A 15,303-nucleotide genomic window follows, 5' to 3' on the forward strand; every position below is an offset into this window, starting at 1 on the left:
TAGGATGTTGCACACTACATGTGATAAAAAATAAGGATAGATAAAGCAGATAATATTCTGCCTTATCTATCCCTTTTTGTACTACATATGACCTCATTTACTACCACAACAAAAATTATCGTGTGTTCTTCACCAAAACGCACCATATAGTTTAAGTAGAATCCCTCGCAATCTCTTTTCTACGCCTACCTAAACTGGTATTTCTACAATAAAAGTAGACCCTACTGCTTCTTCACTATTCACAATAATATGCCCCCCGTGCAGTTTGACAATTGTAGCAACAATCGATAAACCCAAGCCTGACCCCTCAACAGTTCTTGTACGTGCTATATCTGCTCGATAAAAGCGATCAAATATCCTTTTTAGTTCCGTATCCTTCATCCCTATTCCTGTATCCTCAAAAGTTACGGAGACAAATTCTCCTTTATCTTCTATTGATATATCTATACTACCGTTCGGTTTATTATATTTAATGGCATTTGATAAAAGGTTATCCCAAACTGTATTAAGTAAGGATGGATCCCCAGTAATCTTAATATCTGGTAAGGAGTAGCTAAGCATGATACCTTTTTCACCTACTAACCATTGGTAATGATGAACTAATTCCTTCATGTGCTGACCCACGTTGAAGGATTCCTTCTTCATAATATCCTCATTTCGATCTAACGAGGCGAGCAGCAATAATTGTTTTGTTAAAGTAGAAAGTCTTCTAATTTCACCGTTAATGATTGAAATGTATTGGCCTCTTTCTTCTTGGCTTATTGATTCATTTTCTAGTAAGTTCGTATATCCTTTAATATTCGAAAGTGGTGACTGTATATCATGAGATATATTTGAGATGAATTCTTTCCTCACGTCATCTATTTGTTCTAATTTTTTCGACATTCTTAAAAAACTATGAGTCAGTTCTCCTAACTCATCATGACGAGTAACTGAGAGGTCTACATTAAACTGACCATTTGCAAGTGATTTGGTCGCTTTCGTTAGGTTTGATATCGGTTTTACTAAATACTTAGTACTAAATACTACCATAACAATGCTCAAGGCGATAGATAGTATAAGGATCGAACCAAATAAATAGTGCATTTCATTAAAGAGAAGTTTGATATCTGGTCTAATAAATAGTGCATAGTTTTTTTCTTTATATTCCAACGGAACACCGATTGTATTTTGTAGTTCATTTGCAAAAAAGCCAGTTACAAATGTTTTATTTGGAAAATCAAGAATTCCATGATAGGTATTCCCATTTAACACATACTCTTTAGTTGAAACAGAAAGAGTTTCATCCCTAAAAGATGCACCAAAATAAGATTCATTACCGGCAGAATCAACCAAATAAATCTGATATCCAATGGTAGAAATATGTTCTAAATAGGCTTGGAGGTCGACACCTGAATAATCGTTCACAAACGAAGCGATAGATTGAGCGATTACCGTATTTTTTTGATCATTATAGGGCTTTAATTTTTGTTGGTAATAAGCATTAGAAAGTAAAAAGGCAGTCACACTACTTATAATCATGATTCCAATGGTAATCACAACAAATTTTACATAAAGGGATCTCATCCGCGTTTTGCCTCCAATGAATATCCGACTCCACGCACTGTTTTAATTTGAAAATCCTCTGTCAATTTTGAAAAACGTTCTCGCAATCTTTTAATATGAACATCTACTGTTCGTTCATCTCCTTGATGATCTAAACCCCAAATCTGTTCAATGAGATGACTTCTGGAAAACACTTGCATTGGATTTGACATGAGAAAATACAAAAGTTCAAACTCTTTTAAAGGTAAAAGCATGGTTCGGTCTCCATTTTGAACCTCATAACTTTTTTTGTTAATTGTTGTACTTCCGATTCGTATAATGTTTTCGTCTGAATGATTGTCATATCGCCGTAACAAAGCTTTTATTCGGAAACTTAATTCCTTCGGTTCAAATGGCTTGACTAAATAGTCGTCCGTTCCCGCATAAAATCCTTGCTCCTTATCTTCAAGTTGATTTTTAGCAGTTAAAAGGATGACAGGAAGATCATACTTATCTCTAATCTCTTTCGTAAGTTCATAGCCGTCCATAAAAGGCATCATTATATCAACTACAGCTAAATGACACATTTCCTTTTGAAGAATTTCCAAAGCTTCAATACCATTTTTTGCTCGGAATACTTTATACCCCTGTTCAGATAAGTGAATATCTACAAGTTTTAAAATATTGATATCGTCATCAACAATTAGAATACTTGTCATAAATGTTTGCTCCTATATCATTCAAAATGACTATGTTTAATTACTTGCATTATAATCATTAACGATTGAAAAGCAAGGAAATCTAAGTGGTAAAATTTCAGTTTCCTATGACTAAAATACATATACACTTAATAAATAGATACCATACTTTTACTATCATCATTGAATGAATTTATTTTATACTTCGCAAAATCCGTCCATCACTCATTTTAATAATATGGTCTGCATAAGAAAGCATTTCTTCGTCATGTGTGACCATTAAAGTCGCTAAGTTTAGAGTTTTAGATAGATTTCGAATTAATATCATAATATCTTTAGACCTTTTTGAATCTAAACTTGCAGTTGGTTCATCCGCAAAAAGAACTTTTGGTTTATGGACCATGGCACGAGCAATGGCAACACGCTGCTTTTCGCCACCTGATAAAGAAGATGGATAGGCATTTCTCCGATGATCCATTTCCACTAATTTCAGTAGTTTGTTCACTTCTTTTTTTTGTTCCCGTTTCTCAAGTTTCGATTCAGACACATCCAGCATGAGCATCAGTTGCTCTTCAACTGTCAGAAAAGGAACGAGATGTGCAAATTGAAAGACGAAACCAAATTTACTCGCGCGTATTTTCCGAACTCGCTCTGAATTCAAAGTAGTCAAATTCTCCCCTTCAAATATGATTTGCCCATCTGATGCAGGTTGAAGTCCAGCCGCTATAGTTAGGAGTGTGCTTTTACCAGAACCCGAAGCCCCCATTAATGCGGTTATTTCTCCTTCTCTCAGGGAGAGATGAATTCCTTTTAGGACTTCTTCCTTCACTTCACCATTTATAAATGTTTTCCTAACTTCATCTATTGTAAGTATAGACATATTAACTCTCTCCTTGTTGAATGGCTTGTAATGGTTCGACTTTTTTTATTTGTATACCTGAAAGAGTAGCTCCAATAAATCCAATTATTAAGAAGATGATTGACAATTGAATGGTGGCTTCAGGGGTTAAATAAAAAGGCATTCCTTTAGGTGCCATCAAGTTAAAAACTTGACTAAGCGCAATGGATGTACAAAGTGCAATGACGGTTATAAAAACCATTTGGGTCCACATCATTTTAAACAAGACACTCGTTTTGACACCAATTGCTTTAAGGATTCCGTATAAACCTATTTTTTGAACGTTCATCATATAGAAAAAGATAGCAAATAACATTCCGCTAATCACAACTAAAAACCAAATAATCATATTCAAGGACATCTGTTCCGCTTTATAACTCGCAATGGTATTAAGGAACTCATTCTTCGAAAATGATTGTAAATCAGCTGCTACTTGTGTGGAATCATCTCCCGGTATGAAAAGTAATTGCATTTCGTTGACCTTGTACATTTCTTTATAGTCTTCTACACTGATATAAGCGACTGGTGCGTGACTGAATTTACTTTGGTCTACAAAACCTTTTACAATAAATTGCCCATTGTATTGATTATTCGTTAAAATGTCCCCAATTTTTATACCCTCATCTTCCATAGAACGGTCTAGTATGATTTCTCCTTTATTCACATTTTGAAAAAACTCTGAGTGGGTCGAAGTAACAAAGGCAATGCTTCGTTGCTTCTCCTCATGATCATTTAAAAACCCCATTTGAATTGAAAAAGCTACAGCATCACTTTGTTTGTTTAATATTTCATCTTGGATCCTGCTATGGATTCTTGACAGGTTGTAAGTTTCGTTTGCATCTTTAGTCATATAAAACTGTCCGTTTGGTAGATTTTTAATTAATGCAGCATTGTCTTGAGATAATCCATTTGCTAAACCTGATATTATAAATGTTAATAAACTAACAAGAAAAACGATTGAGCCTAAAATCAAAAATCTTATTTTATTTTTCTTTATTTCTTTCCAGGCAATGTTCATCTTAATTCCTCCAATCTCTTTTTGACATCCTTAGTTTATAATCGGTATGTGAACAGAAGATGAACAGAAAATTACATTATGTATTTGTGAATCATTTTATATAGAGTGTAGTTGTTGTATTAAATGAGGTCTTCTATAATAAAAAATACACCACTATATGCATAGTGATGTACCATATATAATATAATGTGCAACATTATAGACAAATGTTGATTTTAAGTATCTATTAATCACCTGTCTTTAATATTACAGAGTAACCCTTCATTTTTTTATTTTTCTCGCATCACTTTTTTCAAATCATCTTGGACACTTTCTTCAGCCAATTCTACATTAGAACGATAAGCAGCGCGACAAATCACATGGGCTGCAACAGGAGCCGTTAGGAATACGAAGAAGATTCCAAGAAGTAAACGGACACTAAAAACGCCCTCTGTAATCCAGAAATAGAGCAACGTCCCAAATAAGACACAAAGTACACCAAGCGTCGCACTTTTTGATGCTGCATGGGAACGCGTGTACACATCGGGTAGTCGAATTAATCCAATTGCACTTAAAAAAGCGAACACCGTTCCGGTAAAAATCAAAATAACCGCTATCGCTTCAATCGGCAGGCTTACGTTCAATGACCACACCTCTTTCAATAAACCTAGCAAAAGCCACCGTTCCAACAAACGAGAGAATGCCGATTAACAGAATGATTTCTAAAAAAGCTGACGTTCTAAGCAGGACAGCAAAAATTGCTACTCCAGCAAGTAAATTGATACCAATCGCATCCAATGCCTGCACTCTATCAGGCATCGAAGGTCCCTTAATAACCCGATAAAGAGTAAGTAAAATAGAGAGGATTAACAAAAACAACGAACTCATCAAAATTAATTCCACCATTTGCGTGTTACCCCCTTAATGGCCTTTTCGAATTTATGTTGTGATCGATAAACTGCATCACTTGATTCAGGAATGTCCATCGCATGAATATAAAAGACCTTCCCGTCTTGAGATACTTCCAAAACGACAGAACCAGGAGTCAATGTTAAAAGCAAAGCAAGTAAAGTTATTTCCAACTCTCCTTCTAAATCTGTTTTTAACGTAATAATTCCAGGTGTAATACTGATCTTTGGCCGTAACACTTGCCGCATAACAAGGAGGCTTGATGTAATCAATTCGTAAATAAAGACAAGGAACAATTTGAATACAGCCACAAAGCTGCTAAGATAAAAAGGTTTAGCAAAAAAGTGACGTAAAATCCATAGAACAATTAACCCGATTAAATAGCCGCTGAAAAAAGTCAATATGCTTAATTCATCTTGGAGAAACATCCACAGGGCAGCAAGAAATAAATTAATTAATACTTGGATAGACAATGAACTCCCCCCTTTCAATCATATATCATATAAAGTAGAACTCTAAGGCATTGGATTTCTTCCTAATACAGCTTCAATATATAGTTCAGGACGTAATAAGCCTTCTGCTGCCATACTCACATATTCATGAATCCCCTCTGCACCAAAGCCTAATACAACAGTAGCAGCAAGGAGACATCCCATAGGAAACATTAATCCTTTCGTAGTTCCCTTCTCCATATCCTCACTCAAAAGCGTTTCTCCCCAAAAACCGTTCATAAAAATCTTCATAACCGAATACAAAACTAGCAAGCTTGTTAACAGACCTATACCGCCTAACCAAAAATAGCTCGCTTCAAACGTTCCTTTTGTAATCAATACTTTACCGATAAAACCACTCAAAGGCGGTATACCTGCTAATGATAGAGCAGCGATAAAGAACATCCATCCTACATAGGGATGTGTACGAATTAATCCGCTCATGTCTTTCAAATTACTTGTACCTGTTAAATGAATCATCGTCCCCCCTAGAAGAAAGATAAGGGCTTTAATAATGATGTCATGGATAAGATAGTATATAGAGCCAGTAATCGCCGTTGATGTAAAAGCAGCTAGGCCAGACATAATCAGGCCAACTCCGACAATTACGTTATACGCTAATATTTTTTTAATATCCCAATAAGCGATTGCTCCAAATGCTCCAAGCACCATCGTTAATCCCCCTAGTATCCCAATGATTAAATGGGTAACTTGAGGTTCATGATAAAATACGAGCGTAAACATTCGAAAGATCGCATACATCCCGACCTTTGTGAGCAATGCTGCAAAAACCGCTGCAACCGCTGTTGGGGGAGCACTGTAAGAACCCGGCAGCCAAAAGAATAAGAATAGCGCTGCCTTCAGGCTGAATACGATTAAAAATAAGATAGCAACGGTAGTCATCAAGCCATCTTGCCCAACCTCTGCTATACGTACAGATAGATGAGCTAAATTCAACGTGCCTGTCATCGCATACAAATAGGCAACGGCAAGCAAAAAGAGAAAAGAAGAAATGATATTCACAAGAACATATTTAATAGACTCCCAGAGCTGTATCTTCGTTCCTCCTAAAGATAAAAGGACATAAGAAGAAATTAACATCACTTCAAAGCAGACGAATAAATTGAATATATCCCCTGTCAAAAATGACCCATTAATACCTGTAAGAAGGAACAAGAACATCGGGTAAAAATAGTAGGATTCCCTCTCCTTCCCAATCGAACCGAACGCATATATTAAACAACAAAAGGCAACAAAACTCGTTGTAGTAAGCAGTAATACAGCAAACATATCCGCTACCATGCTCACTCCAAAAGGAGCCTGCCAGCCGCCCAATTGCAGCGTTTGTATACCATGCTCTTTAATTTGAGTCATCAAATAAATTGATGTACTCCCAACAGCTGCAATGGCAATAAGACTCATCCACCGTTGAAATTGAATATTTTTCTTGAATATTACCAATATCATCCCCATTATTAATGGGATAATGATTGGCAAAATCACAATATTATTCATCCGCATTACCCCTCATTTGACCCACATCATCAGTACCCACAAGTTTATACGCGCGATAGCTTAGCACTAAAAACAAAGCCGTTACGGCAAAGTTAATCACAATTGCTGTTAAAATAAGGGCTTGTGGCAGGGCATCCGTATAGGATGTATTTTTCAAACCTAATAACGGAGGCCCCCCTGTCTTGAGTCCCCCCATTGTTAAAATGAGCAGATGGACTGCATGACTGATAATAGAAGTTCCTAATATGATTCTTAATAAGCCTTTAGCCAAAATTAAATATGTGCCAATCATAAACAATATCCCAACAAGGAAAGACATTAACGTTTCCATCTTTATCGATCCTCACTTATGCTTAAAATAGTCGTAACAGACGTTCCAATAACAGCTAACGCAACCCCGACATCAAAAAGAACAGCCGTTGCAAGCTCTGTCTTCCCAAAGATAGGAAGATTGAAATAGTCAAATGTATGACTTAAAAATGGAGCATCGAAAAAAAATGACCCTACTCCAGTTAGTACCGCAAGCAAAACGCCAATTGCTGCAACTACTTTAAAATCTACACCAATATTGGCACGCACCGTTTCAATATCAAAAGCAAGAAATAAAAGTGTCAATGCGGAGGCAATCGCTAGCCCGCCGATAAACCCTCCACCCGGATTATGATGTCCGGAGAAAAAAAGATGAAACGAGAAGGCGAGGATAATCGGTACAGCCACTTTTGTGACAGCATGCAAAATAATGTCATTAGGCTTCTTCATGCTTAATCCCTCCCCGCTAATCGAAGTTTAATTAATGTGTACACTCCAAGGCTCGCAATACATAGAACAAATATTTCCAGCATCGTATCAATACCCCTGAAATCAACAAGGATAGCATTTACTATGTTTTTAGCACCTGCAAGATCGTAAGAATTCTCAAAGTAGCTTGAGATTGGTTCAAAAAGCCTTGTGCTATTGGCAGACAATGCGATGATGGTAACAATTACTCCCACTCCAATAGAAATGATTAAATTAGTTAATTTAAATCGCATCCGAACCGTTTCTTTTCGAAATTCTGGCAGGTGGTAGAAACACAATAAAAATAGAGCAACTGTCACCGTTTCAACAACCAATTGAGTAAGAGCTAAATCAGGTGCACGGAAGATGACAAACAGCATAGATACAAGATAGCCAAGCACTCCAACCGCAATGATGGCCGTCAGCCTGGATTTAGCTAACAGAACGGTAATTGCCGCAATAATCATCCCGACAACTACTCCTCCTTCGTATAGACTAATAGGAGCATCATTTGAAATATCCATCGCGATTCCATCAAATAACCAAAGAGAACCACCAATCATAACAATCAGCACTGCAAAAATGTACACAACATAATCTCTAATAAAACCAGTCATATATCGATTTGTGAATCCTTGGGAAAACCTCTCCATCTTCTCAATCGCAAAATCATATCCAGCATTGAGCGTCCACCTTTGAGAAAACAGGCCGTATACCCTGGACCACTTTTTCAAATAGATGTACATGAAGGTTCCCAGTCCTACAATCCCCAACGTCATAAATAACTCTGTATTCCAACCGTGCCAAGCACTAATCTTCACATCAATGCCACCGCTTTGAGCAAAGATTGGTAAAATAGCAATTAACGCAGGTTGTAATAAATAATGGGAAAGCACATTTGGGAAAAAGAAAATAAGAATGACGAGCGAGGCTAGTATAATAGGCGAAATCACCATGCCTAACGGAGCTTCATGCGCTGCCTTCTCTAATTTGATCGGTTGATACCTTCCCATAAATGTTTTGAACAGTAAAATCATGCAGTAAATAAACGTAAATACACTAGCAATCCACGCAATCGTTGGGAAGAGTAAGCCGAATGTATTCATGCTAAATATGTTCATTTGAGAGGCATTCAAGACACCTGTAAAAAACATCTCCTTACTCAAAAATCCATTAAATGGGGGTAACCCCGCCATAGCAAAGCTTCCAATAATGGTTAGTGTAAAGGAAATCGGCATAAGTCCCATCAAACCGCCAAGTTTTCGAATATCACGGGTCCCTGTTTCATGGTCAATAATACCAACGACCATAAACAGACTACCTTTAAATGTAGAGTGATTAATTAAGTGGAAGATGGCTGCTAAAATGGCCGCTGCATAGACCGTTGCCTCATCTCCATACCCGAAATAAAGAGCCGCAGATCCCAAGCCAAGCAGACACATAATTAACCCTAATTGACTAATGGTCGAATAAGCTAACAACGCTTTTAAATCCGTTTGTTTAACCGCATTGATAGAACCATACAACAAAGTGATGAGCCCGATACTTGAGATCGTCCAAAACCATTCCGCATTTCCGCCAAATATGGGCGTAAACCGAGCTACCAAATAAATACCAGCCTTCACCATTGTCGCAGAGTGCAGATAAGCACTAATTGGTGTGGGTGCTTCCATGGCATCTGGCAGCCAAATGCTAAATGGAAACTGAGCAGATTTCGTAAAAGCGCCTAATAGAATTAAAAGCATTGCAGGAAGGAATAAAGAGTGTGCAGTAATGACGTCTACTTGATTGAACATTTCTCGCAGGCTATACGTTTCTGTTATCATGGATAGCATGATAAACCCAGCAAGCATCGCCAAACCACCGAATATTGTAATAAGCATAGATTTTTGAGCACCATAGCGAGATTTCTTCCGCTGGTACCAATACGCAATTAATAAGAACGAGGAGATACTAGTCATTTCCCAAAATACATATAAAACTAAAACATTATCAGTAAAAACAACTCCAAGCATTGCTCCCATGAATAACAGCAAATACACATAGAAGTTATGAAGGGATTCACGGTGTTTGGACATATAGTAAATGGAGTAAAGAACAACTAATGTGCCGATTCCAGTAATTAAAAGTCCAAAAATAAGCCCCAACCCATCCATATAGGTTGTATAATTAATTCCTAAAGATGGCATCCACGGTACGGAGTGATGGACAGTCTTTCCGTCAGCAATAGCAGGGATGTATTTTAGAAGAGATAAGAATAATACAAGCGGCACAATGAATACAAACCACCCTGTATGAATTCGAGGTGTAAAGAATTTATATAGAAATGGTACCAATAGCGCAAAGATAAATGGCATTACAATCATGATGTGTAACCAAGACAATCAGGCTCCCTCCTTATTCTTTATAAATTTAATTGACTGTAGCCGAACCATAAGCTATAGTCATACATAGTCTAACGATACTTACTAACTTGTTTCATTCCCATCTATTTATTGAGGTGAACTAAATCATGAAGAAGATCAAAGGACGCATGGATGAGAGCATCCTCGTCTGCGTTTATTATGGACCAAATGGCGAACGCCTCATTCAACGTGGCTGTAAGATTGCGAGCATGCTTGACTGCCCGCTCTATATCCTAACGATTGATCCAAAGCCTTTCGATGAATTGGATGCAGAAAAATCATTTTATATTACGAGATGGAAACAATTAGCTGAACAGCATAACGCTGAAGAATTCATTATTAAAGATAATGAAAAACGATCCGTCACCAAAGTAATCGCTGAAGTGGCAAGAGAGAAACATATTACACAAATCGTTCTGGGGCAAACAGCGCAAAGCCGCTGGGAACAAATCACAAAAGAATCAGTGATTAACTCCTTATTACGTGAGATTCCATTTATTGACCTTCATATCATATCTGTGTCTCGTTCACTTAAAGACCAAGAAGGACATTTTGAAAAAGGGGTACGTGCGTATCTTATTAAAGAAAATGATCAATACCGACTTACTTTCAACCATACAAAGAATGTTGAGTTTGAAGGAATTTTCTTTAAGGAACTCGGCACAGATTTTAATAACGGAATATTCAAGTTCATGAAAAATAAAGAAACACTGCAAGTTCATGTTATAGAAGACTACGTTAAAGATTTAACAAATGTTAATATGACTGCTACGCTCGAAACCTATAACGATGAACAATAACTACTTATACGAGCACTACTCTAGAAACCTTCACAAGTTCATACTTGTGGAGGTTTTTATTATGAGTTAAATAGTTTTATCACAATTCGCTTCGCTATAAATTGACGTCTACTCTAATTAAATGTTCCTCATTCTTTTCAATCCCTAAATAACGCAATGTTTCTGCAGGGGAATGATGATGATAAATCGACATTAAGATTGAAATCGCAATGCCCTTTCGATACGCATGGTAGCCAAATGTTTTCCTTAAAGTATGTGTTCCAATCTTCCCTGGAATTCCAACTTCTTTGGCGGCATGATTAATAATTCGATAAGCTTGCTGGCGTGTAATCGGTTGATTATTTTTCTTAGATTTAAACAAATAATCACTGCTGGTAAAATTCCATTGTGCCAAATATTTTCCGAGAACATCTCTCACATTATTATTTAAATAATACGCCTTTACCTCTTCATGCTTAGTGTCGCGAATACGGAGAAATTCTTTAATATGAGAATCCTCCCAAACATCATCCACCTTTAAAGCCAGTAACTCACTCACTCTGATTCCCGTATTGATACCTAATACGAAAAGCAAAAGATCTCTTTGTGATTGCTGTTGCAAAATTTGTTTAATCGCATTAATACTCTCGATGTCTTTTATAGGATTGACATACTCCACACCGTTTCCTCCCACAATCTAATGTTACTTAATTATTATATTAACAAATACTATGTAACATTACAATTTTAACGTTCTTTTAGTTTTTGCCCTTTTATTATATCTAAAGCATAAAATTAACAACGTTATCTAACAAGTTCTCAAAAAATAACGCCTACAAGTTAAAAAAGCCGGAAACTTTAAAGTTTCCGACTCTTTGATTATTATTTAAAAAACACTTTATCAATATTATATTTCGCTTGGTATTCATTAATGATGTACGTTTCATAAATCTCACGTTCCATTGGGGACTCGACGACGCAAACATCAATTTGGTAAACTTCTTTTCGATGATGTTTCATCGGTGAAACTTGGTCTTCAAAATGTCTTTTAATTCTTTGTCTAAGCTTTCGAGCTTTTCCAATAAAAAGGAGCTCGCCTGCTTCATTATAAAACATGAAGATGCCGCCTTTATCTCTTGGAATTTGATGAAAATCAATAAATCCATAAATATCCTTAATTACCGGCTCATCTGCTGTTCGCACTTGTTTTCGCTGTGTAATTGTAATGTCTGCTTCAGGTATTTCAATGTGAATCACAATATGTCACTTCCTCTATTTAAGTAAAGCTAAATACTATCATATTTATACTTGAAAAGCCATTCAGCATAAAGTGAAACTTCCATCAGCGGGGGGCGCTTCATCCCCCACTGATGGTTAGTCACGTTCTACGGTCACTAAGATCTCCGCTTCGCTTCAATCAAGTGACCGTACGAACCTGATTGGTGAAAGCTTACCTTTGAAAACCGCAAAGGTAAGTTTCACTATATCTCACCAATCGGACCTTTACTACAAAAGTGAGGCGACTGTTCAGCCCCGACAAGCATAAGATGAAATGCGGCGTGGCGCAGTTTGCCACAGAGCATTACAGCTTATGACCTCGAGGGGCTAGGAGCCGCAACTAAATAAGGGCAGTTTCCCCCACCTATCTTCTTTGACTCCTCATAAGCTTGAGGTGGGGGTCTTACTGCCCGTTAAATGTGGAATAAAGAAAGCCTTTATTTTTCAACATGTAAGAAGTCTAAAGCTCGCTTCGCCTTATCCCTCGCTTCTTCTACTGTTTCAGCCGTCGATAACGCTACAGCAACACGACGACCTATCTTCGTAACCGGTTTAGCGAATACACGGACTTGTGTATTCGGAACAGACAAAGCTTGGTCTACTCCAGTAATTGAATAGTCCTCGTATTCTTCATCTGACTTAAGCGGACGGCTCGCTCCCGGTGTAATAAGTGTAATTTCGGGAATAGGGAATCCTAAAATCGCACGCACATGCAGGGCAAATTCAGATAAGTCTTGCGTCACAAGCGTGACAAGACCTGTATCATGCGGGCGCGGTGATACCTCACTGAAATAAACCTTTTCTCCAGAAAGGAATAATTCAACACCAAATAAACCAAATCCACTTAGCTCATCTGTAATCGTCTTCGCAATTCGCTTCGCTTCTTCAATTTGCTGTTCTGTCATATTATGAGGCTGCCAAGATTCAATATAATCACCGCCTTTTTGAACGTGACCGATTGGAGCACAGAAATTCGTACCATTTACTGAACGAACTGTTAACAATGTAATCTCAGAATCGAAGTGAATAAACTCTTCAATAATTACACGGCCATTTTGTACGCGTCCGCCTTCCATCGCAATTTCCCAAGACTTAGCAAGTTCCGTTTCAGACGTACATACACTTTGCCCTTTTCCCGATGAACTCATTAAGGGTTTTACAACGCACGGAAAACCAATTTCTTGCGCTCCTTGCACGAATTCTTCATATGTATCCGCAAATCGATAGCCAGCCGTTGGAAGACCTAATGTTTCAGCCGCTAAACGGCGAATTCCTTCCCGATCCATCGTTAACTTCGCTGCACGTGCGGTTGGAATGACACGAAATCCCTCATCCTCTAGCTTCAATAATTCTGAAGTCGCAATGGCCTCAATTTCCGGGACAATTAAATCTGGTTTTTCTCTTTCAACGATTTCACGAATTTTCTCTCCATCTAACATATCAACCACATAACTCCGATGAGCAACCTGCATCGCTGGAGCTTGTTCATAGCGATCCACTGCAATGGTTTCCACACCAAGACGCTGCGCTTCAATAGCAACCTCTTTCCCAAGCTCCCCTGACCCTAACAGCAACACTTTCTTTGTTTTAAACATCTGCACTTCCCCCTCCTGTCTTTCTCATCATTATATACGAACTATCAATCTGATAAAACAATATTTTATTCGTCAATGTTCACTTTTTCCATCAAAGAAACCACATCATAATATAAAATCACCATTTTTCACGAATATTATCCAAACAAAAAAAAAAAAAAAAACGATTCCCCTCAGACAAGAATCGCTGTTTCCATTTAAAAGTTAATTTCAATTTCTTTTCCTTGTTCGAAAACGGTTCCGTCAGTATTTACCGCATCACTTGTAAATATGTGTATACCTTGCAACGTTGATTGGGCTTGGTCATTTAGGATAAACCCAATATCCCCTCGCTTCACATCTCCACCTATGAATGTCCCCTGTATCTCTTCTAAAAACAAATTATCCTCTTCGGTTTTCTGCTCACCATCGGTCGTTTCTAAACGAGTAACCGGGGTGAACTGTACCGTATCACTTGATGTATTATGAATTTCGACACTCATCTTTATCATATCAAATTCTTGTTTCTTCGTATAAGCTTGAAAGAAATCCATCATGCTATTATCAGGTACAACATGAATGACTTTCACATCTTTAATCATAATTTCAATAGGACCAACCACAATAGGTGCAATTTCTGTTGCTTTTGCAAGCAATGTAAGCTCACCCTTAGAATCTGTAATACTTTGCCCCACTTCCGTTACATGTAAATCATCTGGGATATGCCGATTCGGAATGAACCATTCTTCATTTTCAACAAACGTTTGTGCCAATGCCGTTTCTTCTTGATTGCGCGGCGCTTCAGGAGCATAGAGGTAAATACAACTGATGATGACTATCATTAAAAATCCACTGATGAACCTTTTAAGCACTGAATCATCTCCCGTTCGTTATAAACTAACTAACAACAAAGATTTCTCCTCTTCTTTCCTACAATATAAAGGAGAATTATTAATCTCTTGTTAAGAACGGTCGATTTCTTTGTAAAAGAATATCATTTTTCATCATGAAGTAAAGCTTCTATCAGAGGGGGCTTACTGCTCGTTACATGCGGAATAACAACATAAAAAAGCTGTTCCAAACTCAGGAACAGCTTTTTTATCATTTCTCATACACGCGCAATCATTGACCACTTTACTAATACCTTCCTTGCCACTGTCCTCCATGATGATGGCCTCCTCCATGCCAATGACCTCCGCCCTGATGTCCCCCATGCCAGTGACCTCCGTGCCAATGACCTCCGTGATGGCCTCCATGCCAGTGACCTCCGCCGTGCCAATGACCGCCTGGCCAATAACCTGTTTGCCATGTTCCAGGCCAATAGCCGCCTTGCCCCATCCCTTGCCAATTAACTCCTTGAGAATACCACGGAGATCTTTCATCTATATTCATCATTTTTCCCCCTTCATTATCATCCTTACCCTGCTAAAATATGATAATGAAGAAAAATAGTGATTA

The 15,303-nt window shown here is 37.7% G+C and carries 17 protein-coding genes; 1 reads left to right on the forward strand and 16 read right to left on the reverse strand.

From position 1 onward, the window contains the following. Positions 1–189: 189 nt before the first annotated feature. From BAOM_RS20420 to BAOM_RS20470, 11 genes are all read right to left on the reverse strand, one after another. Positions 190–1,566, reverse strand: a complete 1,377-nt coding sequence (locus BAOM_RS20420) for a sensor histidine kinase (RefSeq protein WP_127761850.1) — start codon at positions 1,564–1,566, stop codon at positions 190–192. Further along, a complete protein-coding gene (locus BAOM_RS20425; RefSeq protein ID WP_127761851.1) occupies positions 1,563–2,243 on the reverse strand; it encodes a response regulator transcription factor in 681 nt (226 codons plus the stop codon). Before BAOM_RS20425 ends, BAOM_RS20420 begins: the two co-directional genes overlap by 4 nt. Positions 2,244–2,415: 172 nt before the next feature. Then, positions 2,416–3,102 carry an ABC transporter ATP-binding protein gene (locus BAOM_RS20430; protein WP_127761852.1) on the reverse strand — a complete coding sequence of 229 codons (687 nt, stop codon included), beginning with the start codon at positions 3,100–3,102 and terminating at the stop codon, positions 2,416–2,418. A 1-nt stretch (position 3,103) separates the two neighbouring features. Further along, positions 3,104–4,138, reverse strand: coding sequence for an FtsX-like permease family protein (locus tag BAOM_RS20435; protein WP_127761853.1), 1,035 nt, complete (start codon positions 4,136–4,138; stop codon positions 3,104–3,106). A gap of 269 nt (positions 4,139–4,407) precedes the next feature. Then, positions 4,408–4,761 carry a monovalent cation/H(+) antiporter subunit G gene (gene mnhG, locus BAOM_RS20440; RefSeq protein ID WP_127761854.1) on the reverse strand — a complete coding sequence of 118 codons (354 nt, stop codon included), beginning with the start codon at positions 4,759–4,761 and terminating at the stop codon, positions 4,408–4,410. Beyond that, positions 4,739–5,023 (reverse strand): Na(+)/H(+) antiporter subunit F1, encoded by a 285-nt coding sequence (locus BAOM_RS20445; RefSeq protein WP_127761855.1) that lies wholly within the window; start codon positions 5,021–5,023, stop codon positions 4,739–4,741. Before BAOM_RS20445 ends, mnhG begins: the two co-directional genes overlap by 23 nt. Then, positions 5,011–5,499 carry a Na+/H+ antiporter subunit E gene (locus tag BAOM_RS20450; RefSeq protein WP_164853299.1) on the reverse strand — a complete coding sequence of 163 codons (489 nt, stop codon included), beginning with the start codon at positions 5,497–5,499 and terminating at the stop codon, positions 5,011–5,013. The genes BAOM_RS20445 and BAOM_RS20450 overlap by 13 nt, the downstream gene beginning before the upstream one ends. A 42-nt stretch (positions 5,500–5,541) precedes the next feature. Next, a complete protein-coding gene (locus tag BAOM_RS20455) occupies positions 5,542–7,032 on the reverse strand; it encodes a Na+/H+ antiporter subunit D (RefSeq protein WP_127761856.1) in 1,491 nt (496 codons plus the stop codon). Next, positions 7,025–7,363, reverse strand: coding sequence for a Na(+)/H(+) antiporter subunit C (locus tag BAOM_RS20460; RefSeq protein ID WP_127761857.1), 339 nt, complete (start codon positions 7,361–7,363; stop codon positions 7,025–7,027). Before BAOM_RS20460 ends, BAOM_RS20455 begins: the two co-directional genes overlap by 8 nt. 2 nt (positions 7,364–7,365) lie before the next feature. Further along, positions 7,366–7,791: a Na(+)/H(+) antiporter subunit B gene (locus BAOM_RS20465; RefSeq protein WP_127761858.1), complete on the reverse strand. Its 426-nt coding sequence runs from the start codon at positions 7,789–7,791 to the stop codon at positions 7,366–7,368. Between the two features lie 2 nt (positions 7,792–7,793). After that, entirely contained in the window at positions 7,794–10,193 is a 2,400-nt protein-coding gene (locus tag BAOM_RS20470; RefSeq protein WP_127761859.1) for a Na+/H+ antiporter subunit A, read from the reverse strand. Positions 10,194–10,321: 128 nt separating this feature from the next. Here BAOM_RS20470 and BAOM_RS20475 point away from each other — a divergent pair, with 128 nt between their 5' ends. Then, entirely contained in the window at positions 10,322–11,014 is a 693-nt protein-coding gene (locus tag BAOM_RS20475) for a universal stress protein (RefSeq protein WP_127761860.1), read from the forward strand. Positions 11,015–11,108: 94 nt separating this feature from the next. Here BAOM_RS20475 and BAOM_RS20480 read toward each other — a convergent pair whose 3' ends face one another. The 5 genes from BAOM_RS20480 to BAOM_RS20500 all read right to left on the reverse strand — a co-directional run bounded on the left by BAOM_RS20480 (position 11,109) and on the right by BAOM_RS20500 (position 15,227). After that, complete coding sequence (locus BAOM_RS20480) at positions 11,109–11,672, reverse strand: tyrosine-type recombinase/integrase (RefSeq protein WP_127761861.1); 564 nt, start codon at positions 11,670–11,672, stop codon at positions 11,109–11,111. 203 nt (positions 11,673–11,875) lie between these two features. Further along, complete coding sequence (locus BAOM_RS20485; protein WP_127761862.1) at positions 11,876–12,250, reverse strand: nucleotide excision repair endonuclease; 375 nt, start codon at positions 12,248–12,250, stop codon at positions 11,876–11,878. Positions 12,251–12,708: 458 nt separating this feature from the next. Next, positions 12,709–13,866 carry a phosphoribosylglycinamide formyltransferase 2 gene (gene purT / locus BAOM_RS20490; RefSeq protein WP_127761863.1) on the reverse strand — a complete coding sequence of 386 codons (1,158 nt, stop codon included), beginning with the start codon at positions 13,864–13,866 and terminating at the stop codon, positions 12,709–12,711. A gap of 197 nt (positions 13,867–14,063) precedes the next feature. After that, positions 14,064–14,717, reverse strand: coding sequence for a hypothetical protein (locus tag BAOM_RS20495; protein WP_127761864.1), 654 nt, complete (start codon positions 14,715–14,717; stop codon positions 14,064–14,066). A gap of 162 nt (positions 14,718–14,879) precedes the next feature. Continuing rightward, positions 14,880–15,227: a hypothetical protein gene (locus BAOM_RS20500; RefSeq protein WP_164853300.1), complete on the reverse strand. Its 348-nt coding sequence runs from the start codon at positions 15,225–15,227 to the stop codon at positions 14,880–14,882. Positions 15,228–15,303: the final 76 nt, after the last annotated feature.

Origin of the sequence: Peribacillus asahii (assembly GCF_004006295.1) — a bacterium.
Lineage (GTDB): Bacteria > Bacillota > Bacilli > Bacillales > DSM-1321 > Peribacillus > Peribacillus asahii_A.